Here is a 24,628-nt window from a genome sequence, read left to right on the forward strand (position 1 = left end):
TGCCGTTCCCGCCGTCACCGGCTCGCAACAACACGTCAGGCCATGGACAGTACCCAAGCACGACACACCCTGTGATCGAATCTGTCTCGTGCTGAAGGGTGCGTCGATCGGGCCCACGAGGCGGGAAGATTGTTTCTTGACACCAGGGTGGCGCTAGACGCCGATGACGAGCCGTACGGGATTCACCCGCTCGCTCAGACCAAACTTCAATTCACCGGTGAGATCGTCAGGATTATAGTAGGTACCGAATATCCGATCCCAAATCGTCAACAGCGCACCCAGGTTTTTCATTTGATGCGCAGGGTCGCTGCTATGGTGAATGTGGTGATAGCGGGGCGTCACGAAGACCCATTCCAGCCAGGATGATTTCCAGGTCACATTCAGGTGCATCCAGTTATTTCGCACAATATGTTCAACCATGATCACCTGGAACGCCCAGCCAGAGGCGTCATGAAGGAGCGGAAGGGCCGCGACATAGGTCAGATTGAAGAGCGCAATGTGCGGGATCGTCGTGCGAATCCCGGCTAACCAGTACAGGGACGTTGGTGAGTGATGCCATCGGTGAACGGGCCAAACCGGGTTGGTGTGCATCAGCCGGTGGACCCAATAGAGCCCAAAGTCTTCCACGATGTAAAACAGAACCAGTTTTCCGGCGGTGGGAAGATTATACAGAGCGGCGGGAAGATACTGGGGAACCGGTATTCGATCTGTGACCTGTACGACCAACAGAAACGAGAGGTTGTAGGCTCCCAGTGCCAAGAGGTCACGCCAGAAGACTGAACGATAGGCAATCGGACGCGCCGGATAGAGCCACTCGGCGGCAAAACATAGCAGCCCGATACTCCAAAACAACAGATAGGGGTTGAACATGTCTCCCGCCTAGAGCAAGGACTGGCACCAGTGCATGAAACGGACTCCATCCTCAACACAACAGGTTTGGAACCGGTCTCTGTACGGTACACGACGTTGGAAATTTTGTGAAGACAATCGAAACTACCAAACGATTGTGGTTACGGTAGGTCTGCCGGCATCGGCGCTCCCGGTAGGCCGACATGCCTCACCAGGCCGTGACTGCGGGGAGACCGTTTCAGCTTGCAGGGCTACTCAGAGCCTGGTGGTCGGGGAGAGCGATGGATGTCGTTCTTTGATTTAATCCTTGGACAGAGACCGTGACCGATCCGGCCGCGCGTAACGCGGCCGACAATCACACTCGAAATAGTATCGGCAGGTTTCATCGGAGTGGAATACATGTCCCGCCTCGCATTCGAAATGGCACAGCGCCTGGCCGTCATGTGTACACTTCGCAACCCGACGTCCCGCGGCATTCTTGCCGCATCGTTTGCGTAGTAAGCCGTCAATCGGAACAAGACATGGTGTTCGTAAAGCCATGGCGGAATCATCACTCCTCTGCCATACCACCGCACCCGCGGTCATACGGCAACTATGCCGCGTGACCGGGTCCCGGCCATCTAGGTGTTTCCCTAGTAAAGATCTCGCTCCGAACGATTTATACTGAGCCGGTGCATGGGGGGCATCATGTGATTCGATGTTGGCCTATGGACAGAGGATGCGTGTTACCTGCTACTGAACATAGAGAGAGTGGAGATCCGTGGCGCACATGGCTGATGTTCCATTTGCATTTATCGGTTGCAGCGAACTACAGGAGAGTATCGCCCACCAGGCCGATGACGAAAAGGAGTTAGCGGAGCTCATCGAAGAAGTCCCGCTGGACTCCATCCATTTCCACACCCACAGCTATTTCCTCCGTCATGGATTGATCGAAGGAACCTACCCCAACGACTTTGCGCAGTGGGTCGTGATGGAAATCGGGGATCACGTTCTAGGAGAGCGTCTCGCGGTCCTTGACCCCTTCGACTACCCCGATTTAGAGAACTTACGAGAAGAACTCATTTCCATCATTGACGACCATCTCTCTCGCACCCCGATCATTCCGAGAGTCGTGTTCGGCCAGCCATTCCATTTTAAACGCTCCAGAATTCTTGAAGTGCCCATCGGATTGGAGGCGCACTCGCTGCAGGACTTTCGTGACATTGTGGCCGACATCGACGTGAGCTCCATCTATTACCATATGTTCGAAGCGCATTTTCGTCTGCGCCGTGCAGAGAACGATTTCTCGGCATGGATCCGGACCAGTCTGCACCTCACGAATCTGGCTGATCGCATCCGCTCGATCAATCCCTATCAGGGCAGCCTGGAGCGGCTCCGTTCAACACTCATTAGCACATGTGACGATTTCCTGACCGGTGAGTCAGCGAAGGCTTGAGCGATGCTGAATCAAGACCCACTTTGGTACAAGGACGCTGTATTTTATGAACTCCACGTCCGCGCCTTTTACGACGGCAACGACGACGGCGTCGGAGACTTTGCCGGCCTGATCCAGCAGCTGGATTACCTCGAATGGCTCGGTGTGGACTGCCTGTGGCTACTGCCCTTCTATCCATCGCCGTTGCGGGACGATGGCTACGATGTCGCGGACTTTTGCAACATCGCCGCGTCATACGGCACGACCGAAGACTTTCGGCGTCTGCTGGAGGAGGCGCATCGCCGTGGCATGCGGGTGATCGTCGACCTGATCCTCAATCATACCTCTGACCAACACGCGTGGTTTCAGGCGGCCAAAGCCTCCCCTGACGCACCGACCCGGCACTATTACGTCTGGAGCGACACGGATCAGAAATACCCTCGCGCTCGGGTTATTTTTGTCGACACAGAGAAATCCAATTGGACCTGGGACCATGAGGCACAGGCCTATTTCTGGCATCGTTTTTTCAGCCACCAACCGGACCTCAACTACGACAACCCCGAAGTCCGCCAGGCCATGATTCACGTGATGGAATATTGGCTCGACCAGGGGCTCGACGGGTTTCGCTGCGATGCCGTGCCCTACCTCTTCGAGCGGGAAGACACCATTTGCGAAAACCTGCCGGAAACCCATCGTTACCTGAAGGAGATCCGAAGCAGTATCGACCAGCGGTATAAAGGCCGGGTGTTATTGGCTGAGGCCAATCAATGGCCGAGCGACGTACGTCCCTACTTCGGGGACGGCGACGAATTCCACATGGCCTTCCATTTTCCGCTGATGCCTCGATTGTTCATGGGGGTCCGAAGCGAGGACCGCCAGCCGATTATCGACATGTTCAAACATACGCCCGACATCCCTCCAGCCTGCCAGTGGTGCCTTTTTTTACGGAACCATGACGAACTGACGCTGGAGATGTGCACCGGCGAAGAGCGCGATTATATGTATTACGCCTATGCTCGCGATCCGCAGATGCGGCGCAATATCGGCATAGCCCGTCGATTGGCTCCGCTCCTGGATAACGATCGCCGGAAGGTCGAGCTCTTGAACAGCATTGTCTTCACCCTCCCCGGCAGTCCGATCATCTATTACGGAGATGAAATCGGCATGGGCGACAATATTCACCTGGGCGACAGGAACGGCGTGCGCACGCCGATGCATTGGACCGCTGATCGCAACGCCGGCTTTTCCAAAGCCGACCCGTCAAAACTCTTTCTTCCCGTCGTGGCCGATGCGGTCTACGGATATCAGTCCGTCAACGTTGACGCTCAAAAACAAGCCACGCATTCGTTATTGAATTGGATGCGCCGAATGATCGCCATCCGGAAGAAGCACAAAGTGTTCGGCCGCGGGACGTTGCAATTTCTCAGTCCGGCAAACGAAAAAATCCTGGCGTATATCCGTGCCTATGAACAGGAGACGCTCCTGCTCGTGCACAACCTGGCGGGATCGTCCCAGGCCGTCGAACTTGACCTCAGTCGTTACAAAGACGTCGTGCCCGAAGAGTTGCTCGGAGAGTCGCGCTTCCCCACCATCCACGAGCAACCCTATGTGCTGACGTTAGGGCCCTATAGTTCGTATTGGTTGCACCTGCCCCCCGTGCGGCCGGCGACGAGCGCCTACAGTATGGAATGGAGTGCGATCTGATACAGGTGAGCCCTTCCGTGGGCTGCTCCAGATGAGGAGACTGATCGAGTGAACTCGGCATTGGATGAATATCGCGAGGTGTCGCCGAAGGGTACGGTCGATTTTCTGTACCGGTTGAGTGATCTCGTGCAGGGAAAAAGCTTCCTTCACCTGAACGCCGTCAGATATGGAGGCGGGATGTCCGAAGTCTTGCGGCGTTTGGTTCCAATGATGGTGTCCTTGGGCGTTGAGGCACGATGGGAAGTTCTGGCCGGGTCACAAGAGTATTTCGTGGTGGTCACCCGCATGCTCAACGCGTTGCAAGGTCGCGATGACAAGCTCACCGACGAGATGTATCAGACCTATGCCAGTATCATGGAGCGGAATGCCAAGGCGCTGAAACTCGAGGCTGACATGGTGATGGTTCATGACCATCAGCCGGCTGGGCTGGTGGACTATCGCACCAATGGTTGTTGGCTTTGGCGGTGCCACCTGGATCTGGCTCAGCCTCAACGTCCGGCTTGGGCCTTTCTTCGCCGCTACGTCCTTAAATATGATGCCGCCATTTTTTCGCTGTCCGGGTTCGCCCAACGATTGCCGATTCCAAAATTTCTGATTTATCCCTCCATCGATCCCCTGAGCCCGAAAAATCGCGACATGAGCCGATCGGAAATCGCGCAGGTGCTCGACCGGCTCGGCATTCCCCGCGTAAAACCCATGCTGTTACAGGTTGCCCGTTTCGACCGGTTTAAGGACCCGTTGGGCGCCCTTCAAACCTACCGGCTCGTCAAACGGCACCATGATTGCCAACTCGTCTTGGCCGGATCCGGAGTGCTGCACGATCCCGAAGGCGAAGCGGTGCTCACGGAACTGCGCGAGGCTGGGGCGCGCGATCCCGACATCCATGTCATTCAGCTTCCCCCTGAAGCGGATCTGGAGATCAATGCGCTGCAGCGGAGCGCCACGGTCGTGCTTCAAAAGTCCGTCAAGGAGGGGTTTGGGTTGACCGTGTCGGAAGCCATGTGGAAAGGGAAACCGGTCGTCGGCAGCACGGCCGGAGGCATTGCCGCGCAGATCGTGGACGGAGTCACCGGCTATGTGGTCCATTCCGTAGAAGGCGCGGGCTTTCGCATCCGGCATCTGCTCAACAACCCCGGACTGGTGAGCCGGATGGGAGCGATGGCACGGGAACACGTACGGCGCAACTTTCTCATTACCCGGCAGCTGGGTGATTACCTCACGTTGCTCAAACTCCTGCCGGCAGCCTGAGAATGACGTGGTGACGAATGACGACGGTCCTTTCAACGCCGCCAGGCGGAAACAGCGACACGGAGATGATGCCCCCAAGCCAGGCGCTCAGCGCGCCGGGTACCGGCATGGAACGCCCGGCTGACACCGTGGATATCATGATCGGCTTACTCACCCTCAACAATGCCGGATCGATCGAAGCCGTGGTGAAATCAATCCTGGAAGGATTGCGGCAGTTCTTCCCGAACGCGTCTGCCCTGCTCGTCAATTGCGATGCGGGCTCGCAGGACGACACCTCCGGCATCATCACTCGGCTGGCGGCCGGCATGATTCCAGTCCGGATTGTATCCAATGCGGCTGGCTCCTTTGCAAATCTCACCAGGGAAGCGGGCTTTCCCGGGCGGGACGAAACCATCCATAACTTTTGCCTGACAGCGCGCCGGCTGCAACCCAAGATATGCCTGATCGTCGAAGGCCAGCTACGCTCGCTCAGCTCAGGCTGGATCAATCATCTAGGCAGGCCAATCCATGAACACGGTGAGGATTATGTCGTCCCGCTCTATCGCCGCCACCGGTATGAGGGCACACTCGCGACCAACCTGCTATACCCTTTGACCCGCGCGCTGTATGGCAAACGATTACGGTATCCGAGCGGCGGGGCGTACGGCCTGTCCGGGAAATTCGCCGGCGATTTGATCTCCCAGCCGACCTGGACGGGAGCCGCGGCCAAATACAGTGTGGATAGCCGGCTCATCACCGCTGCTCTCGCCGGCGGCTATCGCGTGTGCCACACGTATCTCGGCACCAGGGATCAGGAGACCAGAATGGGAACGGTGGATCTGTCGGTGGTGCTCGCGCAAACCGTCGGCGGCATCTTTCACTCGATGGAAGAATACGAATCTTCGTGGGAGACGATCAAGGGGTCGAGCGAGGTGCCGGTCTATGGCGACTCTGAGTCGGCACCCGATCCAGGGCCCTTGCACACCGGCCGGATGGTGAGCGGGTTCAAGCAGGGGTTGCGCGATCTGCTGCCGCTCTGGGAACTGATCCTGTCTCGAGACACGTTAGGGCAAATCATCGCGCTCGACATACAAGACCCGGAGGAATTCCGGTTTCCGCCCTCCCTGTGGGTGCAAACCGTCTACGACTTTTCCCTGGCCTATCACAACCAGACGCTGCACCGGGAACACATGCTGAAGGCGCTGACGCCTCTGTACTTGGCGCGGACGGCCTCCTTCGTCCTGGAAACTCAGCATGGGGATTCCGCGGAGGTCGATCAAACAGTGGAGAGCCTATGCCGCGAGTTCGAATTGTCGAAGTCGTACCTCGCGGAACAATGGAGGTGGCGCGATGAGTGACCTGTGGAGAGATACGATGGTCGCCGGCTTTCGTGACACCGTGATGCAGATCCTGCTCGTGTTACCGCGGCTCCTGGCCTTGCTCACCTTTCTGGCACTGGGCCTCTTGGCCGCCTGGTCGGTGAAAATGCTCACGCTGCGGCTGCTCCGGACCTTCGGGTTCGATGCGTTCTGCGAACGATTGGGCATTGCCCAGCCGCTCTCACAAGCAGGTGTCCGTCGCCCGGTCTCCCTCGTCGTCAGCGGAGTCCTGTTCTGGATTGTCTTTTTATTGTTCGCGTTTATGGGCGTCGATGCCATGAACCTCCCGGCAACGGCCAATTTGATCAGTCAGATCGTCGCCTTTTTGCCGAACGTGCTGGCCGCGTCCCTCGTCCTCCTCGTGGGGGTGCTCTGCGCCAATTTCTTTGCCGAGGCCGCGTTGATCGCCGCCGTGAACGCTCAGGTGGAGGAAGCCCGAGTTGTCGCTGGGTTGGTGCGTTGGGGGCTGTTACTGTTCACCTGTGCGATGGTGCTGACCCAGTTAGGGATTGCGAAGGAAATTGTCATCGCGGCCTTTTCCATTACGTTCGGTGGCGTGGTGCTTGCGCTTGCCCTGGCCGTGGGTTTGGGCGCGCGACATCTCATGCGGGAGATCCTTGAACGCCGCTTCAACCATCACGAACAGAAGACCGATCAGTTATCACACTTATGAAGAACATCACACGCACAGATACGCCGCGGAATGCCCCGCCCGATCAATCGAGCCGGGAAAACCAGCTGTCGTCGCAGGCCTTGACGAACGAACGACGTCTGCGAGTCGCCATTGAACACGTTGAGCCGGAAGTCGACGGCGGCCGATATCCGATTAAGCGAGTGCTCGGAGACACGATCGTCGTTCAAGCGGACCTCTTTGCGGACGGACACGACGTGATACGAGGCGTGCTGCGTACCCGCCATGAGAGTCAGGACCAGTGGCTGGAAACACCGTTGAGCGCATTAGGAAACGACCGGTGGCAGGCCTCGTTCGACGTGACCGAGCTGGGACAATATCGTTATTGTATCGTGGGATGGGTGGATCACTTCGCCACGTGGCAGCGCGACATGCGCAAACGGTTGAGCGCGCAGCAGGATGTCACGGTAGACATTCTGATCGGCACACAGCTGATCGAACAGGCGGTCCGCCACGCGTCGGATGTCTCAGGGCGTCGCCTGAAGGACATACAGGCACTGCTGTCTCGTTCTGATCCCGGTTCTCAGGCGCACCTGGACCTGCTGCTGGGGCAAGATGTGGAAGAGGTGATGGCGCACAGTGTTGATCGTCGCCTGAGCAGCTCCTACGATCGGGAACTCATCGTCGTGGTCGATCGTCCCAGAGCTCGGTTCAGCGCCTGGTACGAAATGTTTCCGCGTTCTGCGACAGGCGAAGACCAGCCTCATGGTACATTCAAGGATTGCGAGGCGCGGCTGCCATATATCGCGGAGATGGGCTTTGATGTGCTCTACCTTCCCCCCATTCATCCTATCGGCGAAACTCACCGGAAGGGACGAAACAATAATCCGCAAGGTGACTCGACATCGGTAGGCAGTCCCTGGGCCATCGGCGCGCGCAGCGGCGGGCACACGGCTATCCATTCTCAATTGGGCAGTCTGGACGACTTCAAGCAACTCGTGGCTGCTGCCCGAACGAAGGGAATCGAGATTGCCCTCGATTTGGCTTTTCAATGCTCGCCAGACCATCCCTACGTCAAGAAGCATCCGGAATGGTTCATGACCCGCCCTGACGGCACCATCCAATTTGCGGAAAATCCGCCTAAAAAGTACCAGGACATTTTCCCCTTACATTTCGAGACCGACGCGTACCTTCAGCTGTGGAAAGAGCTTCGAGCAGTTGTTCAGTATTGGATCGATCAGGGGATACGGATTTTTCGCGTGGACAATCCTCATACCAAACCATTTCTATTTTGGAAATGGCTGATTGGCGACGTGAAAGCCTCCTACCCGGAGACCATCTTCCTGGCCGAGGCCTTTACCAGGCCCAAGGTCATGTACCATCTGGCCAAGGCAGGCTTCACCCAGTCGTATACCTACTTTGCCTGGCGAAACAGCAAGCCCGAACTCACCGGCTATTTTACCGAGCTCACCCAGTCGCCCGTACGGGAATACTTCCGCCCCAACCTGTGGACCAACACACCCGACATCCTCACCGAGCATTTACAGCACGGAGGACGCCCGGTGTTCATGGCGCGGCTGGCGCTCGCAGCAACCCTGGGGGCGAGTTACGGAATTTATGGTCCGGCCTTTGAATTGTACGAAAACCGCCCGCAGAAACCAGGCAGCGAAGAGTATCTGGACTCTGAAAAATATGAAGTGCGGCGCTGGGATATCTCCCGACCGGATAGCCTGAAGGAATTCATCGGCCTGATCAATCGTATCCGTCGTGAGAATCCTGCCCTGCACAGTGACGGGAGTCTGGAATTTCATCCCATCGACAACGAGTACCTCTTGGCTTACAGCAAGCAATCGCCTGACGGCTCGAATATTATTCTCGTCGTGGCGAACCTCAGTCCGCACCATGTCCATTCAGGATGGCTGGAACTGAACCTGCCGGCTCTCGGAATTGACGCCGACCGTCCATTTCAGGTTCATGACTTGCTCACGCAGGCCTATTATGTGTGGCAGGGGCCGCGGAATTATGTGCAGCTCGATCCCCATTCAGTGCCGGTCCAAATTTTTGCTGTGCGCCGGAACCTTCGGCGCGAACAGGATTTCGACTATTTCCTCTAACCAGTCGCGAAGGCATCACGGCCCTATGATAACCGTGCAAGATAACTGGACAGCGGCGTTCGATGGCCCCCTCCGCGCGGAGGTCGAAGAGAGGCTGCCGGCCTTCCTCATGGCATCTCGATGGTTTGGCGGCAAAGCAAAGACGATTCGTTGCACAAAGTTTGCAGATATTCTTCAGGGGCACAGCGGGGACGGCTCCATGGTTCTGGGATTGATCGACGTGTCCTATGATGAAGGCGGGATGGATACGTACACCCTTCCCATGACGGCCGCCTTCGATACGGAAGCAGACCGCATTCAACATGACCATCCGCAGGCCATCATTGCGCCATTGACTGTCACCCATCTCCAGAAGGAGCGGTCCGGAATTCTGTATGATGCCGTATGGGATGCGGACTGCGCCTATTCGCTCCTCACCAGCATGGGCCGGCGCGCGCAATTCCTGGGTGCGTCTGGCACATTGGCCGGATCGGCCACAGAATTGTTTGACGAGGCGGCCAGCCGCGCACAGGCCGCGCCCAGCTCCGTGCTGAAAGGCGAACAGAGCAATACGTCAGTGAAATTCGGCGACTGCGCGATCATGAAGCTGTACCGCCGTGTCGAGCGTGGGATAAACCCCGAATTGGAAGTCGGGCGCGCCCTCACGGCACGGCGCTTTCCTCATTCACCCGCCCTCATAGGCGCGCTGGAATATGTACGGGAACATGCCGAACCCATGACTGTCGCCCTGGCGCAATCCTTCATCGCCAATCAAGGGAATGCCTGGGATTATACGCTGACACAGCTGTCCCACTATCTTGCTCGTATCCTCACGCTCGATGACAAAGGGCGGGTGAGTGAACGGGAAGCGCATGAACGGTCGAATCAGGCACCCACGGCCAGTGATCTCATGTTTGACTACCGTGATGCAGCCAACTTGTTGGGACGGCGGACGGGTGAACTCCACATGGCGCTCGGACAACCCAGCGACGCGGCCGCCTTCGCTCCTGAAATCTGTTCTTCCTCGTATGTGCAGTCTCGTGTGTCTGCGATGCAGCAGTCCGCCACCCGGGCATTGTCATTACTGCGACGCCGATTGCCCGCCCTCGCTGACACCGACCGGGAACTGGCCAACACGGTCTTGCAACAGGAACCTATCCTTCTCGATCGGTTGGGAACACTGGCCAGGCAACCCTTGAGCGCCCTGCGCATTCGATGCCATGGCGATTATCACCTGGGACAGGTTCTGTACACGGGCAATGACTTTGTCATCATAGATTTTGAAGGCGAACCGGCAAAACCTTTGGCGGAACGTCGAAGCAAATGTCTTCCCATCATAGATCTGGCCGGCATGATTCGGTCCTTTCACTATGCCGCGCATGTGGCGCTGCGCACAGTGTATGGGCAGCAGCCTATCCCGCCGACCTCGCTAGACCTGAATTCCCGGGTCGAGCAGTGGTATCGAACCGCCTGCACCGCATTTCTGAGAGGATATCGGACCACTGCCGGCGAGGCAGACTTTTCGCCCCGGTCGCCACAAGAGTTCAATCTCCTGCTGGATGTGTATGTTCTCGATAAGGCTTTCTACGAACTGACCTATGAATTGAATAACCGACCGGATTGGGTCGGACTCCCCCTGGCCGGCCTCCTGCAATCTATAGAGACTTCATTGATCAGGGACGACATGGATAACGGAGTACCCGTCAAGAACGAGCCTGCTCCGAGCGCTACAGGGCAGGCGAGAGATGAGGTGAATCAGTGAGCAAGCAGAGGATCTCGCAGAAACCCGGTCCTTCGGCCATCAGCAGACTGACTGATCATGATGTGTACCTCTTTAATGAGGGAACCCACTTTCAACTGTATGACAAACTTGGCGCGCACCCCATGGCGCGTCAGGGACAGCAGGGAACCTCTTTCGCGGTGTGGGCGCCGAACGCGGAACAGGTATCCGTCATCGGCTCGTTCAATGACTGGAACCGCGATGTGCACCATCTCCATCAGCGGGGAGAGTCAGGCATTTGGGAAGGATTCATCGCGGAGTCCGTGAAGGGCACGTTATACAAATACCATGTCCACTCGCGCCACTCCGACTATCGAGTCGACAAAAGCGACCCGCTCTCATTCTTTAATGAAATTCCGCCGAAATCGGCCTCCATCGTCTGGGATCTCGATTACGAATGGACGGACCGCGAGTGGCTGCGCACGCGCCAGCGTACCAATGCCTTGGATGCGCCGATGGCCATTTACGAAATGCATATCGGATCATGGAAACGCATCGCTGCCGAGCAGAATCGATCGCTCAGCTATCGTGAACTCGCGCTCCCGCTGGCCGAATATCTGCAGCAGACCGGGTTCACCCATGTGGAATTCATGCCGCTGACCGATCATCCGTTTTTTGGCTCTTGGGGCTATCAGACCACCGGTTATTTTGCCCCGACCGGCAACTACGGCACGCCACAAGACCTGATGTATCTGATCGATACGTTGCACAACCACGGCATCGGGGTCTTGCTGGATTGGGTGCCTTCGCATTTTCCGACCGATGAGCAGGGGCTGGGATTTTTCGATGGCACGCACCTGTATGAACATGCGAATCCTCAGCAGGGATTCCAGCCGGATTGGAATACCTTTGTCTTCAATTTCGGACGCAACGAGGTGCGAAGTTTTCTCATCAGCAGCGCCCTCTTCTGGCTCGACAAATATCACTTCGACGGCCTGCGTTTGGACGCAGTGGCATCCATGCTGTATTTGGATTATTCGCGGAAGGAAGGCGAATGGGTGCCCAATCAGTACGGCGGCCGGGAAAATCTTGAGGCCATTGAATTCCTCAAACGATTGAACGAAGAGGTATACCGGCACTTCCCGGATGTTCAGACCATTGCCGAAGAATCCACCGCCTGGCCGCTAGTATCGCGACCGACGTATCTCGGCGGCTTGGGGTTCGGATTAAAGTGGGACATGGGCTGGATGCATGACACATTGACCTACATGCAAAAGGACCCGATTGATCGGAAGTACCATCATCACAATCTGACCTTTCGGATGCTCTATGCCTTCCACGAGAACTTCGTGCTTCCTCTCTCCCATGACGAGGTGGTGTATGGGAAAGGCTCTTTGTTAGGGAAAATGCCGGGGGATGAATGGCAGAAATTCGCCAACCTCCGCCTGCTGTTCGGGCACATGTACTCCCAAGCCGCCAAGAAGCTCTTGTTCATGGGAGGGGAATTCGGCCAGCCGGCTGAATGGTCCCACGATGGTCAGCTGGAGTGGAGCGCGTTGGAACGTCCACTCCATCGAGGCATGCACCAGTGGGTCACGGATCTGAATAACCTGTATCGTCGAGAATCTTCACTCCACGAAGGCGATGTCGATCCCTCCGGCATCGAATGGATCGACTGTCAGGATGCCGAATCCAGTGTCATCAGCCTGATACGGAAAGGACGTGCAACCGACGACATCATTCTCGTGGTGTGCAACTTCACCCCGGTCCCCCGTCTCAATTATCGAATCGGGGCGCCGCGAGGAGGATACTGGAAGGAACTGTTGAACAGCGATGCCGCCATCTATGGGGGACACGACTGGGGAAATGGCGGAGGGGTGGAAGCGACACCCATACCGTTACATGGACGCACCCATTCGGTAACCTGCACGTTGCCTGCTCTGTCTGTCATCTTTCTCAAACATACCCGGTCAGGATCGTGACTTCGTCGAAACGATAATCCGGGATCTCCCAGGGTTCATGCCCTCCGTTCCGCTCGCGACATTTCCGTTGTATTTCACCTCGCACCGTTGCCATTCACGACGCGTATACGCGCCGGATCGCCACTCACTCACGGTTGCGTAAAAAATCAACTGGTTACATCCGACAATCCATTCGTTCTCCGAGGCATGGGTGTTGCTGATGTATGGAAACAAGAACGGTCAGCCAGCATCTCATTCATGCACATCACTCCGGCTGAGAGGTCGGACTACTCGAGGAGGACAAGATGAAAAGAGCCATCGCATTGTATTCGACAACATTCGTGCTCGGAGCCTGTTCCCTGCTGGGGTTCCCCCCTGCTCAGACATGGTCCATGGGTCTCGAACCAGTCGCCTGGAATAACAATCAGAAATCACCCGCGTGGGCTGAGGAATTACTCGGTCAGGTGGTGACCTACCAGACCATGGCCGAGAAAAGCCTGATTCCAGGGAGTTTTCAACCCTATGTCGAGCACATGAGCAAGGTTCGAGAGTTGCACCGGTCCGGAAATCGACGTGCCACGTACGACGGCGTCAATGCCTTGATGGTCATGCTCGAAGCTCGGGTTGGTGGCATTGACGAGCACAGCGCCGATGCCTTGTGGGATTTTTGCTACCGAGTGACGCCCGATGAGTTCCACGCGCGTGATCGACACATCCGCGCGAAGGGTGCAGACACGGTCAAAGAGCACGAAGAATTCATGCGCAATATGGAAGAACGGGCGGGCATGAGTTTCTAGTCGTCGTTCGATTCGTCGAACAGTGAATCTGTCACGGGCCGGGGTAGATCGATCGCACAGACCTCGGCCCACCCGCCCCAGGCCCGGGAAAATGGAGGATTCTATGTTCCATGACTTCCGAGACGCCGCGCCATCGCCATGTGGAAATTCCTCCTGCTGTGTGTTGCCCTCACCATTTCATTGGGGACTGTTCTCGCGACGACTTCTCTTTGGGCACAAACCGAGGAGGTCGGCTATGGGCCGATGTCACCTGCACTCGTTTCCCCGGTCGAACGAAACATGATAGAGAGCGACCCAGTTTCGATGCTCTCTCCCCCTTCGATCTTCGACATTCAGAATTTCTGGATGCGCGCCGACCTTCGTGTGAGACCGGAATGGCGCAACGGAGTCTGCTTTGGAGGCGGGCCCCCGGTGAATGGAGCGTGCAACAGCCTCAATCTCTCCGGATCTGGCACTCCAGCTCATCATGGTTCCAAGGCCAGCGACTTTTTTGTTCAGCAATGGGCACGGGTTGGCATTGGTTATGATCCATCGCCCAATCTCAATTTTTACCTTGAGGTCCAGGATTCGGCGACATGGGGAGCCAGCGGCAATCCGCTCGGCGGAAGTCAGGGGGGAGACGCATCCAACCATCACTGTGGCACTCAACGACCGGGACAATGCCGTCTGGGAATCCGGGCGGGCTACGCGCTTGTCCGCAATCTCGCCGGAGTCGAGGGACTCAGTGCGAAGGTTGGCCGTCAATACGTCGTGTTCGGCAATCAACGGTTGTTCGGCCACTTTGATTGGGCGAATACCGGCTACTCCCACGATGGCATCATGTTGAGTTACACTCGAACCGATTTCGACGTGAAGCTCGGCTGGTTCCGAAATTCTGAGACTGACCTTGGTCAAGCTGACCCCGGTGGAAGTCTGACCCCGAATCTGATGACCTGTAACCAGCACGTCGCGTCCCAGTCCGTCTGCAATCCAGCCCTCGCACAACATGCGACCGACGCGGGGAGCGACGTCGACATGGTGGTGCTCTACAATCAAATCCGGAGCTTCCCTCGAATAGTTGTCGAACCCTATTACGTCCTCTACTCCAACCGTCTTCCGGAACGAGCCAACCCGGGGCAATACCTTCCCAAATCGGCCTCCCAGCTGCGACATATGGTCGGGCTTCGTATCGAAATGCGTGAGGGCAATTGGGATGTTGTGCATGAATCCGCCTACCAGTTCGGGCGGACCGCGGATGGATTCGATTTCGACAATCAACGCAACCTGAGGATCAATGCCTGGGCCTCGGGGACCTGGCTTGGCCACACCTGGTATACACATCCGTGGAAACCGCGGCTCGCCATCGGCTTCGACTATGCCTCCGGAGACGGCGATAGCAACTGCGTCACACCAGGTGGGAATCTCGCACGCAGCTGTGGCGGCAATGCCAACACGTTCGAGAATTTCTTTCCGACCAATTTCCTGCACGTCGGGTACATGCTCAACGGCGCCTGGCGGAATACGGTTCAGCCCCAGGTGAATATACAAGCGAGGCCGACCGGCCGGGATCACATCGAAATCTGGGCGTTGCGCAAGTACTTGGCAAGCGCTCGCGACAACTGGTACCGTGGATCGCAGGGGCCGCTTATTTTTTCCCGGTCCGACAACCAGGCAACCCATGTGGGCGACGAAGTGGATTTCGCATGGAGCCATATGTTTGCAGACGGCAAAGTGTCGTTGGCTGTCATCTATGGTCATTTTTTTTCAGGACCCTATATCCGCCACCAGCTCGGCGCCTCCGCAGATCAGAATTGGGGCATCATACAACTGTGGACAAATTTCTGATTCGCCATGCAACGCGCAACTCTGAATTTTGAGACACTCCTCGAAGTCACCAATGCCCTGAACTCGCAGCGAGACATTGAGAGTCTCTGGCGAGTCATCGCCGACCAAATCCAAAAGGTGATTCCCTGGGATCGTGCAGGCATTACCTTGTACGAATCCACTACCGATGCCTTTCGGTTTTATGCCGTCATCACCAATATGGCCACCCCGGCCCTGGCGCATGACAGCGTCATTCCCCGCGAGGGCAGCGCGGTGGGGTGGGTGCATGACCATCGGCGGCTGCACATTCGTGGCAACCTCCAGAAGGAACAAGTATTTCTCGAAGACCGCTTTTACGCTCAAGAAGGTTTGGGACGCATGATCAACCTGCCGCTCCTGGTCCGGGAGCATTGTCTCGGCACACTCAACATCGGCAGTGTGCGAGAGGGCCATCCCGACCCGGACGACTGCAAATTCTTACAACAAGTCGCCACTCAAATCGCCTACGCCATCGATCACGTGCTGGCGTACCAGCAGATCAAACAACTGAGCGAGCGCTTGCGCCGCGAGAACGAGTATCTCGCCGAAGAGGTGAAAGCCAGCCGGAATCAACGCCTGCTCGTCGGCGCATCTTCGTCATTCAGCCAAGTAGTCGAGCTCGTGAAAGCCGTCGCTCCGACAGACACGACCGTCCTCCTTCTTGGGGAAACCGGAACAGGCAAGGAAGTGTTGGCCCAGGCGCTTCATGACTTGAGCGCGCGAAGCCAAAAGCCATTTATTCGCGTCAATTGCGCAGCCCTGCCCTCCGGGCTGATTGAAAGCGAATTATTCGGGCATGAACGCGGGGCCTTTACCGGAGCTCAACTTCGCAGGGCGGGACGTTTCGAACTGGCCCATACGGGCACGTTGTTTTTGGACGAGATCGGCGAAATGCCCTTAGAGACCCAGGCCAAACTGCTGCGTGTCCTCCAAGACGGCATGGTGGATCGAATCGGCGGAACGCGGCCGGTCTCCGTGAATGTTCGCTTGATCGCCGCAACCAATGCCGACCTGCCCGCCGCAATTCAACAGGGAACCTTTCGCGCCGACCTCTACTACCGGCTCCACATCTTTCCCATCGCCGTGCCTCCCCTCAGGGAACGCCGTGAGGATATTCAGCTCCTCGCGCAACATTTTCTCGCACAGATCGGCGCCAAGCATAAGCGACCGCATCTCACCTTTGAGCCACAGTCGATGGCACGCCTCCTCACCTATAACTGGCCCGGGAACGTCCGTGAGCTTCAAAACGTGATCGAGCGAGCCGTGATCCTCTCCAGCTCATCCCAAGTCACCGTGGACGAAATGTTGCTTCCGATCCTACAGGCGGGTCCCGCCGCCCCGATGAGCCAGACCGACAGCCTCCAGGAACTCGAACGACATCACATCATCATGATGCTCGAACGGACCAAATGGCGAATCTACGGCGACCAGGGAGCGGCCAATCTCTTAGGACTCAACCCGGAAACGCTGCGAAGCCGCTTGCGAAAGCTCGGTATTCGCCGTCCCGTCCCAAGATCGCCCGCACCCAGCCCGATGCGCTAACCCATTCACATCACGAGATTCATGCCGTTTGGCTCCACGGGCGACAAGTACGCAGAGACCAGCGGAGACAATGTGTCGCCTTGACGCCCGAACATTCCTGAACACCGGACCGCTCATTTGACCAAGCGATCACAGGCATGATAAGTTGCTAAACCGTACGAGTCACGAGCGAGATCCCACGCTTCGCGTTTCCGTCATCGCCGCGCGATCGCTTCCTCTAGTTACGCTCCTCCTACGGCCCGTTTCCCAGATCCGACCAGGAAATGGGCAAAGCATGGGGGCCAGAGCATCGCTGCCCCACTGCCCCCAGTTTGATGGCCTGGACATCGCCATCCTGTTGTTCTGAAAGGAGTGTACGATGAAAATAACGTCTGTCTGGCGTGGCAACAAACCCAATCACAAAAAGAAGCGGACCGTGCCCAAGCTGAGAATACGGTGGACAGAACTCGGCCTGGTTGATCCTTCTGTAGAATCGCACGAAACGCCGATGGATCAGATCCGTCGTGAAGTTTCGGCACTAGCCAGTTCAGGATTTGGGGCAGAGACCCGCGCCCGCTCGGAACAGACGCAGGCGCGCCCTGCCCGTTCTCACGCGCGGACCAACACGACCCGTACCGCGCGTCGACCAGCCGGTTCATAACGAAACAGCCCTATTTGCTTTCCGGTCAGGGAAGACGAATAGAAGGAGGGAACCATCGCACGAGCAGGCAAAACGACCATCGCGAAACGTGATCGAGAAAAAGCCAGACAGGTGAAGCAGCGGGAGAAAGAAGCCCGTCGCGTGCAACGCAAGGCCGAGAAACCCGAGCGGCCCGCGACACCTGGAGGAGAAGATCCCGATCTGGAAGGATTGCGGTGGGGCCCCCAGGAACCCCTGTATTGAACAGCGGTTCCTGGGTCAACCTCGAGGCGGCATCGTCGTTAGGGTGCTTTGACGATAAAGCGGTCTTCTCCAAATACCCCGCGCAACTGCTTGCTGACGAGGGAACGATATTCCCCCTTCTCTTTTGCCATTCGTACCATTCCCTCGGAATCCGTCAAAATCAGAAGATCCTCCTCCGCAATCAGCACTCGATCTCCCTTCCCGACGTTAATTCGATACTGCGTCCGTCCGTCGGGATTCCGACTTGGTCCGGTGACAATTTCCGTCAAGCCGTCAATATGCCCCTTTTGTCCGTCCAAACGATGCTGCACCATCGTCCCATCCGGAATTCTGACCCACTGACTCGCAGCTCGCGGTGCATCCTGGTTCTGATCACTCACCTTGATTCCTCCTTGCAACGTATACTCGCCCAAATTAAGAGACCGGCCCGAGATCGCTTCCGTTCTTGATTCCCCCATTGGCCTCCCGGGATCCGCCGTCAGCAGTCTGACGCCATCCCTGGGCAGACCCGCCGCGCCTCCGCCGCCGCTCCGGTTCATTCCGTGGTGCGTGACCATCCGGTCGTGACGAAGGCGTCAGTGAAGCCGGGCTTCCTTCTGCGCGAGGCACGGCTTGACCGAGCAATCGCTCGATGGCGCGCAGCTGCTCCTGATCTTCCGCCGTCACAAACGTCGTTGCGCGGCCGGTGGTTCTCATCCGAGCCGTGCGGCCGATCCGGTGGACATAGTCTTCCGGACAATTGGGCACGTCGTAATTGATCACATGCGCAATATTTGCCACATCGATGCCCCGTGCGGCAATATCCGTCGCAACCAATACTCGATACGTTCCCCGCCGGAACCCTTCCAGCGCGGCTCGCCGTTGCGGCAGCGTACGTCCGCCATGGAGCACCGCCACCCGATGACCGGCCGTATCCAACAGATTGCCGAGTCGATCCGCCCGGTGCTTCGTCCTGGCAAAGACCAGCACGGTATCACCCTCAGACTGCAGGAGCGACATCAGGAGCGCATTCTTGCGGTCATGCGTGGTGTGATGGACAGCCTGTGACACGCCGTCGGCAGTCGTCGCAGACTTTGTGACCATGACGCGCACCGGATCCTTGACACTAGCCTGCGCCAACCGGGCCAAATCCATGGGCATCGTCGCAGAGAACAGCAACGTCTGCCGCTCTTCGGGCATGGCATCCAGAATCTGATTGATCTGCTGAGCAAACCCCATATCCAACATCCGATCGGCCTCGTCGAGCACCAATACGGTCATCGCGAGCAGACTGATCGTCCCGTTCCACATATGATCAAGTAACCGCCCCGGAGTAGCCACGATGATATCCGGACGTTGCCGTAATCCCCTGACCTGGGCCTGCATGTCCGCCCCGCCGACGACCGTGGTAGCAAATAGCTGGAGGTCGCGGCCCAATGTATCGATCGTCGATTGAATTTGGATCGCGAGTTCACGGGTCGGAGCCAAAATCAGCGCCCGTGGCTGCCCCTTGGGTGCACCGGACAACCGCTCCAGCATCGGAATCACAAAGGCTGCCGTTTTTCCCGTCCCGGTCTGCGCACAACCCAACACGTCCCGCCCAGCTAACGCGAAGGGAATAGCCTGAGCCTGAATGGCCGTGGGTTGGGTAAAGCCGGCTTTGGTTAAATTTCTCAGAAGGGTAGGAGACAAACCAAGGGTATCAAAACTCGTACACGCAGTCGTCTGCACGCAGCTATCCTTTCGTTGTGGATCGCATTAAGACGGGATCAGAGAACCAAGGGGAGGGTGAATCCGGAGGGAGTCAGCTCCAAACTGGACCTGGTCGCGATGCGATCGCGCGGTCCACGTTGAGGAATACAGCATTGGTGGACCGATACAATGCTGCAGTAGACCATACTCTACCGCATGGCTCCCCTGTCGGTCAACAGGTCGGGAAGTTCCTGCGAAGGCGCCGTTGTCACTTAATCTGCGAGCTGTGTTTGCCGAGCACCAAGAATACCCTATACTATTCTTCAGGAAGGGAGGTCCATCTTGCCAGCAGCGATTGTCGTCCTTTTACTTTTGCTTGTCACTGACCTACCTATTCCTCTCGCAACGGCGACATCCGATTCCTCCGACAAGAGCAAGACCGGATCGAATCAAGGGTTGACCCTCAACGAAATCGGCCGTGGACTAAAGAGTGCCGCGAAAAACATCGAAGAGGAAATCCCGAAAATCGGACCGGCCATCGGGAAAACATTCAAGCAAGTCACCGGCAGCGGCAAAGATGCAGGCACATCCAAAGAGACAGCGCCAACCTCCCCGCGACCGAAGAAGTAACTGCGCCTACCGGACATGTTATGCTGCGTACCACGAGTTCCATACCCATGCGATTGAGCCGGCTCTTCATACCCTCCATCGCATTAGCCATCACCGCGGGATGCGCATCCACATCGGTGGTCCCCTGCCCTACCGGAGAACAACCAGTCGTGCTCGACTCTCTCTACTTCGGCGCCGCTAAATCAGGCGGAGTTGTGACAGCGGAGGACTGGATGGGTTTCCTCAACGACATAGTCGTCCCGAATTTTCCCGAAGGGTTGACATCCTGGTCTGCCGCCGGCCGGTGGAGAAACTCGGCAGGACTGGTTGAACACGAAACCTCGTACGTGCTGCAGCTCGCGCATCACGGAAGTGAGGAGAGAGACCTTGCGGTACAACGGATTATCCATCGCTATAAGCGCGACTTTCAGCAGGAAAGTGTCATGCGGATTCGATCACGCGCCTGCCGCTCATTCTGAGGATTTCGTTCTACGGACAGCATATCCGAGCAGGACCGGTATTAGCGAACGGGAACCAGGAGGGAACAGACCGGGCCGGGAAGTCTGCGTCAGAAAGAACTGCCTCGAATGAGATACGCCGATTCAAAACAGGAGAAAACTGAGGCATGACAGCCGCCTGGGCAATGCCGTGCATCCGGACTTATGCTTCGTCAATTTTCCGTTCATTGAGAGGCTGAACCGGTGCAGGACAGTTCATACATCGGGGATTTGCCAATCAATGGCTGATAAACCAGCCGCAGTCAGTGAATGATTGATCCTGGAAAAACAGCGACAACCAAAAAACTTTCTTGCCGATAGAGGGGACGGATGCGCAGAGGAAATGACCACGTGGTGCGGATTAGTAATGAGGGTCTGTTTTTTTTGAGCCTCGGCGCCCCAGAGCACAAATACTACCCTGGTTGCCTTGGCATCCACCAGTTGGATCACTCGATCCGTGAGGCCCTGCCACCCGCAGTTCCTGTGTGAATTTGGCATATGCGCGCGAACCGTCAACGCAGTATTTAGTAGAAGGACACCCTGCTCAGCCCAAGGCTCCAGGCAACCATTATTGGGTATGCGGCATCCCAGATCCTCATGCAGTTCTCGATAGACGTTCTTGAGCGAGGGAGGCAGCCGTTGTACGTGACGGGGCACGGAAAAGCAAAGTCCATGCGGCATACCCGGAGTATGATAGGGATCCTGGCCGAGCAACAGCACTCGGACCGACTCATATGGTGTCGCCCGTAACGCCCGGAAGATGTCCGATCGCGGCGGCAGGATCACCTGCCCACCGGCAGCTTCCTGCTCAAGAAATGTTTCGAGCCTGCGATAGGACTTGCTGCTCGTCTCTGTCTTGAGTAATTGCTTCCAGCCGGAAGGAATGGGCGGCAATCTAGCCACGGACGGGCATAACCTCATTTCGCGGGAACATGACCGAGCGCGCGCTTCGCATGGCTCCCTCGTTTCCTGGATCGCCTGGTAATACCCATCGTACCTTCGAGCTACACCCGCACTGCGTTGGATGCTGCTCGATGTACGGATTATTCCGATTACGAATCACTCAGGCCTCCCGCCGAAACCTCCGATAGTCAACAACGCCTAATCGAACCTTCACCCGCCACAGACCTCCGTGTACCATGCCTCCACTGACGTCACGGATGAGATCAGTGAGCCGTGGCAAGTCCGAACGGATGGACTGTGTCACCACGCACCCGGCAAGTCAACCGCCGCATCCTGTGCCTCCCCGGTTGTGGAGATGTTAGCCGACGCTTGTTGGCACGGATAGATCTGGGGTAGTGTGGGAACAACGCCATGTCCTTGATTCATGCAGCCCCGCCTTGGTGGCACTCAGCCGTCGTCTATCAGATCTACCCCTGGTCTTTTCAGGATTCCAACGGGGACGGGATCGGCGACCTCCCTGGCATCATCAGCCGGCTGGATTACCTGAAAGGCACGCCCGACTCGCTGAACATCGATGCCATCTGGCTGTCTCCGCTCTATCCCTCGCCCATGCATGACTTCGGCTATGATGTCATGGATTACTGCGCCATCGATTCGCGTTTCGGAACGCTCGAGGACTTCGATCGTCTCACGGCAGAAGCCCACCGCCGCGGCATCCGCGTCGTCATGGACCTCGTCCTGAATCACACATCCGACCAGCATCCCTGGTTCATCGAATCACGGTCGTCCCGCAGATCTGAGAAACGCGACTGGTATTACTGGGCCGACGGGACGGCACATCATCCCCCCAGCAATTGGGCCGCGCGCTTCGGAGGATCGGCCTGGACCAAAGACAAGCACACAGGTCAGTACTATCTGCATTCGTTTCTGCCGGAGCAGCCGGACCTGAACTGGACCAATCCTGCCGTGCGCGACGCGATGTTCGGCGTGGTGCGCTTCTGGCTCGAGCGTGGCGTGGATGGATTCCGGCTCGACGCCATCAACTGGCTCGGAAAAGATACCAGCTGGCCTGACAACCCGCGCCGGCTCGCCTGGCGAAGCTACTACCGTCAGGTGCACCGCTACGACCGTGACCAACCCCAGGCCCACGAAACGCTTCGAGCCTTGTGGGTTGCGGTGAAAAACTATCCCGACACCATGCTCGTCGGCGAGGCCTCATCGGATACCCCTGGCGGGCCTGCGGCATTCTATGGAAGCGGGACAAATGAACTGCATGAGGTCTTCGATTTCCGCCTGCTCCGTTCGCCGTGGCAAGCAGATGTGTTTCGCCGCCTGATTCTGGAGAGCGACCGGGCCGTACCGGGCGGCGGCTGGCCTCCAATCGTCTTCAGTAACCATGATCAATCCCGGCATATCGATCGCTACGGCAAGGACGGAGACCCCGTGCGTCGCGCCAGGGCTGCCGCCCTGCTGCTTTTCACGCTCCGCGGGACGCCCTTTGTCTATTACGGGGAGGAATTGGGACTGCGGGATGGAAGGCTCCGGCGGTCGGACTTACGCGATCCCTACACCATTCGCTATTGGCCATGGAAAAAAGGGCGCGATCCGGCGAGAACGCCGATGCCGTGGGATACTTCTCCGCATGCCGGATTCACAACCGGCACACCCTGGCTGCCGCTCTCGGCTGATTGGCGACGGACCAATGTCGTCCAGGGACAGCGGGATACCGGATCGATGTTGTCGCTCTATAAGCGGCTCATTCGAGTGAAGAAGGGATCTCGGGCACTCACGGCAGGGAGCTATGAACCGATTGATGGCGGCCCGAACGACTGTCTCTTGTTTCATCGCCGGGTTCAAACAGATACCCATCAGGAAGCCATGCTGGTTGCAATCAACTTCAGCACCCATGCGCAGACCATTTCACTCCCGACATCGGCTTCCCTGCCGCAACGAAGCGGACGTCTCGTTCTCTCCACCGATCCTCAACGAAGCGAAGGACGCTGGAGCGCAGACCGATTCTCGCTCGGCCCGGAGGAGGGGATGATGGTGGAGATCGAGTAGGCGAAGATCACGAAGGACTCGGGCATAGGCAACAGTATCCGTCGATCAGGGCAGCGTCAGGAACCCCTCGGGTGATGGGTCCCCTCCTGCGGCTTTCAACCTTCCTCGACATGCCATCGCCTAAGATGAATCCTGGGAGGGAGTCGTTGCTCCCTGGTACTCGTGACGAGGCGTTGGCCGTTCAGTGGGAGACATACCCGCCCGCGCCAGCGAGGGCAACCGGATGGGCTAACGTGACAATAGCTATAACGCAACGCTCGTCCAGCGGCACGCCTGCCTTGCGCAACAGTTGAAAAATCGACCACGGACCTTTCTGGGATAGCAAACCGAAGCACATAGCATGCGACTGAGCATCGATCAGTTGAACTGCTAAGGGCCACAAAATAAAAAAGCCTGCTCGAGAAATCGAGCAGGCTTTTTTTGTAACCCGGCAGCGTCCTACTGTCCCACTGCCTCACGGCAGCAGTATCATCGGCCTTGGAGGGCTTAACTTCCGTGTTCGGTATGGGAACGGGTGTGACCCCTCCGGCAAGGCCACCGAGAACTTCTGAAGAATCTAGCCCATGAGTTATTACGTCAGGCGACCATGTGGGATTTCTCCCTGATCTACGAGGACGCAATTGGCCATTCGCTAGTTCTTGTTAAGACCACGTCTATCAGGAGCAAAGGATGTTAAGCCGCACGGACGATTAGTACTGGTTAGCTACAGCCCTTACGAGCCTTCCACACCCAGCCTATCAAACTCGTAGTCTACAAGTGTCCTTTAGGGGGCTTGCGCCCCGGGAGAGCTTATCTTGAGGCAGGCTTCCCGCTTAGATGCTTTCAGCGGTTATCCCAACTGAACA

At 57.2% G+C, this 24,628-nt stretch carries 19 protein-coding genes and 2 rRNA genes; 15 read left to right on the top strand and 6 right to left on the bottom strand.

Features of this window, described 5'->3' with window-relative positions:
* Nucleotides 1-153: 153 nt before the first annotated feature.
* Complete coding sequence (locus tag GDA65_08945; protein MBA5862821.1) at nt 154-870, bottom strand: hypothetical protein; 717 nt, start codon at nt 868-870, stop codon at nt 154-156.
* 748 nt (nt 871-1,618) lie between these two features.
* Between GDA65_08945 and GDA65_08950 the strand changes: the two genes are divergently transcribed.
* The 12 genes from GDA65_08950 (at nt 1,619) to GDA65_09005 (ending at nt 17,799) form a co-directional block, all read left to right on the top strand.
* Nucleotides 1,619-2,284 carry a hypothetical protein gene (locus GDA65_08950; protein MBA5862822.1) on the top strand — a complete coding sequence of 222 codons (666 nt, stop codon included), beginning with the start codon at nt 1,619-1,621 and terminating at the stop codon, nt 2,282-2,284.
* A gap of 6 nt (nt 2,285-2,290) precedes the next feature.
* Entirely contained in the window at nt 2,291-3,967 is a 1,677-nt protein-coding gene (gene treS, locus GDA65_08955) for a maltose alpha-D-glucosyltransferase (protein ID MBA5862823.1), read from the top strand.
* A 48-nt stretch (nt 3,968-4,015) separates the two neighbouring features.
* Complete coding sequence (locus GDA65_08960) at nt 4,016-5,215, top strand: glycosyltransferase (protein ID MBA5862824.1); 1,200 nt, start codon at nt 4,016-4,018, stop codon at nt 5,213-5,215.
* Between the two features lie 17 nt (nt 5,216-5,232).
* Nucleotides 5,233-6,552 carry a glycosyl transferase family 2 gene (locus GDA65_08965; protein MBA5862825.1) on the top strand — a complete coding sequence of 440 codons (1,320 nt, stop codon included), beginning with the start codon at nt 5,233-5,235 and terminating at the stop codon, nt 6,550-6,552.
* The gene (locus GDA65_08970; GenBank protein MBA5862826.1) at nt 6,545-7,246 is read left to right on the top strand and encodes a hypothetical protein; all 702 of its coding nucleotides are present in this window, start codon (nt 6,545-6,547) and stop codon (nt 7,244-7,246) included. Before GDA65_08965 ends, GDA65_08970 begins: the two co-directional genes overlap by 8 nt.
* Nucleotides 7,243-9,318: a DUF3416 domain-containing protein gene (locus GDA65_08975; GenBank protein MBA5862827.1), complete on the top strand. Its 2,076-nt coding sequence runs from the start codon at nt 7,243-7,245 to the stop codon at nt 9,316-9,318. The genes GDA65_08970 and GDA65_08975 overlap by 4 nt, the downstream gene beginning before the upstream one ends.
* On the top strand, nt 9,203-11,059 hold the full coding sequence (locus GDA65_08980) for a phosphotransferase (GenBank protein ID MBA5862828.1): 1,857 nt from the start codon (nt 9,203-9,205) through the stop codon (nt 11,057-11,059). Before GDA65_08975 ends, GDA65_08980 begins: the two co-directional genes overlap by 116 nt.
* Nucleotides 11,060-11,070: 11 nt before the next feature.
* Nucleotides 11,071-12,999 (top strand): 1,4-alpha-glucan branching protein GlgB, encoded by a 1,929-nt coding sequence (gene glgB / locus GDA65_08985; protein ID MBA5862829.1) that lies wholly within the window; start codon nt 11,071-11,073, stop codon nt 12,997-12,999.
* Nucleotides 13,000-13,283: 284 nt separating this feature from the next.
* Nucleotides 13,284-13,775, top strand: coding sequence for a hypothetical protein (locus GDA65_08990; GenBank protein ID MBA5862830.1), 492 nt, complete (start codon nt 13,284-13,286; stop codon nt 13,773-13,775).
* 138 nt (nt 13,776-13,913) lie between these two features.
* Complete coding sequence (locus GDA65_08995; protein MBA5862831.1) at nt 13,914-15,599, top strand: hypothetical protein; 1,686 nt, start codon at nt 13,914-13,916, stop codon at nt 15,597-15,599.
* 6 nt (nt 15,600-15,605) lie between these two features.
* On the top strand, nt 15,606-17,159 hold the full coding sequence (locus tag GDA65_09000) for a GAF domain-containing protein (protein MBA5862832.1): 1,554 nt from the start codon (nt 15,606-15,608) through the stop codon (nt 17,157-17,159).
* A gap of 358 nt (nt 17,160-17,517) precedes the next feature.
* A complete protein-coding gene (locus tag GDA65_09005) occupies nt 17,518-17,799 on the top strand; it encodes a hypothetical protein (GenBank protein MBA5862833.1) in 282 nt (93 codons plus the stop codon).
* Between the two features lie 281 nt (nt 17,800-18,080).
* On the opposite strand, the gene GDA65_09010 is transcribed toward GDA65_09005, so the two are convergent.
* Together GDA65_09010 and GDA65_09015 are read right to left on the bottom strand one after the other, a co-directional pair.
* Nucleotides 18,081-18,428: a hypothetical protein gene (locus GDA65_09010; protein MBA5862834.1), complete on the bottom strand. Its 348-nt coding sequence runs from the start codon at nt 18,426-18,428 to the stop codon at nt 18,081-18,083.
* Nucleotides 18,429-18,456: 28 nt separating this feature from the next.
* Nucleotides 18,457-19,752, bottom strand: coding sequence for a DEAD/DEAH box helicase (locus tag GDA65_09015; GenBank protein ID MBA5862835.1), 1,296 nt, complete (start codon nt 19,750-19,752; stop codon nt 18,457-18,459).
* A 303-nt stretch (nt 19,753-20,055) separates the two neighbouring features.
* Here GDA65_09015 and GDA65_09020 point away from each other — a divergent pair, with 303 nt between their 5' ends.
* Together GDA65_09020 and GDA65_09025 are read left to right on the top strand one after the other, a co-directional pair.
* A complete protein-coding gene (locus tag GDA65_09020) occupies nt 20,056-20,343 on the top strand; it encodes a hypothetical protein (GenBank protein MBA5862836.1) in 288 nt (95 codons plus the stop codon).
* A 20-nt stretch (nt 20,344-20,363) separates the two neighbouring features.
* Nucleotides 20,364-20,801: a DUF3574 domain-containing protein gene (locus GDA65_09025; GenBank protein ID MBA5862837.1), complete on the top strand. Its 438-nt coding sequence runs from the start codon at nt 20,364-20,366 to the stop codon at nt 20,799-20,801.
* A 234-nt stretch (nt 20,802-21,035) separates the two neighbouring features.
* Here the strand turns inward: GDA65_09025 and GDA65_09030 are convergent, their stop codons facing one another.
* Nucleotides 21,036-21,740, bottom strand: coding sequence for a uracil-DNA glycosylase (locus tag GDA65_09030; protein ID MBA5862838.1), 705 nt, complete (start codon nt 21,738-21,740; stop codon nt 21,036-21,038).
* Between the two features lie 393 nt (nt 21,741-22,133).
* Here GDA65_09030 and GDA65_09035 point away from each other — a divergent pair, with 393 nt between their 5' ends.
* Complete coding sequence (locus GDA65_09035; GenBank protein ID MBA5862839.1) at nt 22,134-23,783, top strand: alpha-glucosidase; 1,650 nt, start codon at nt 22,134-22,136, stop codon at nt 23,781-23,783.
* A gap of 425 nt (nt 23,784-24,208) precedes the next feature.
* Here the strand turns inward: GDA65_09035 and rrf are convergent.
* Both rrf and GDA65_09045 read right to left on the bottom strand, forming a co-directional pair.
* Nucleotides 24,209-24,325, bottom strand: a 5S ribosomal RNA gene (rrf, locus tag GDA65_09040).
* Nucleotides 24,326-24,451: 126 nt separating this feature from the next.
* A 23S ribosomal RNA gene (locus tag GDA65_09045) occupies nt 24,452-24,628 on the bottom strand; the annotation flags it as partial.

It is taken from the genome of Nitrospira sp. CR1.1 (assembly GCA_014055465.1).
Classification (GTDB): Bacteria; Nitrospirota; Nitrospiria; order Nitrospirales; family Nitrospiraceae; genus Nitrospira_A.

What these genes read in the sequence shown, in the direction of transcription:
- GDA65_08970 (MBA5862826.1), top strand. Translation starts at nt 6,545, where the DNA reads ATGAGTGACCTGTGGAGAGATACGATGGTCGCCGGCTTTCGTGACACC.
- GDA65_08980 (MBA5862828.1), top strand. Translation starts at nt 9,203, where the DNA reads ATGTGTGGCAGGGGCCGCGGAATTATGTGCAGCTCGATCCCCATTCAG.
- GDA65_08990 (MBA5862830.1), top strand. Translation starts at nt 13,284, where the DNA reads ATGAAAAGAGCCATCGCATTGTATTCGACAACATTCGTGCTCGGAGCC.
- GDA65_09025 (MBA5862837.1), top strand. Translation starts at nt 20,364, where the DNA reads ATGCTGCGTACCACGAGTTCCATACCCATGCGATTGAGCCGGCTCTTC.
- GDA65_09030 (MBA5862838.1), bottom strand. Translation starts at nt 21,740, where the DNA reads ATGAGGTTATGCCCGTCCGTGGCTAGATTGCCGCCCATTCCTTCCGGC.
- GDA65_08975 (MBA5862827.1), top strand. Translation starts at nt 7,243, where the DNA reads ATGAAGAACATCACACGCACAGATACGCCGCGGAATGCCCCGCCCGAT.
- GDA65_08995 (MBA5862831.1), top strand. Translation starts at nt 13,914, where the DNA reads ATGTGGAAATTCCTCCTGCTGTGTGTTGCCCTCACCATTTCATTGGGG.
- GDA65_09035 (MBA5862839.1), top strand. Translation starts at nt 22,134, where the DNA reads ATGTCCTTGATTCATGCAGCCCCGCCTTGGTGGCACTCAGCCGTCGTC.
- GDA65_08965 (MBA5862825.1), top strand. Translation starts at nt 5,233, where the DNA reads ATGACGACGGTCCTTTCAACGCCGCCAGGCGGAAACAGCGACACGGAG.
- GDA65_08950 (MBA5862822.1), top strand. Translation starts at nt 1,619, where the DNA reads ATGGCTGATGTTCCATTTGCATTTATCGGTTGCAGCGAACTACAGGAG.
- GDA65_09000 (MBA5862832.1), top strand. Translation starts at nt 15,606, where the DNA reads ATGCAACGCGCAACTCTGAATTTTGAGACACTCCTCGAAGTCACCAAT.
- GDA65_08945 (MBA5862821.1), bottom strand. Translation starts at nt 870, where the DNA reads ATGTTCAACCCCTATCTGTTGTTTTGGAGTATCGGGCTGCTATGTTTT.
- GDA65_09005 (MBA5862833.1), top strand. Translation starts at nt 17,518, where the DNA reads ATGAAAATAACGTCTGTCTGGCGTGGCAACAAACCCAATCACAAAAAG.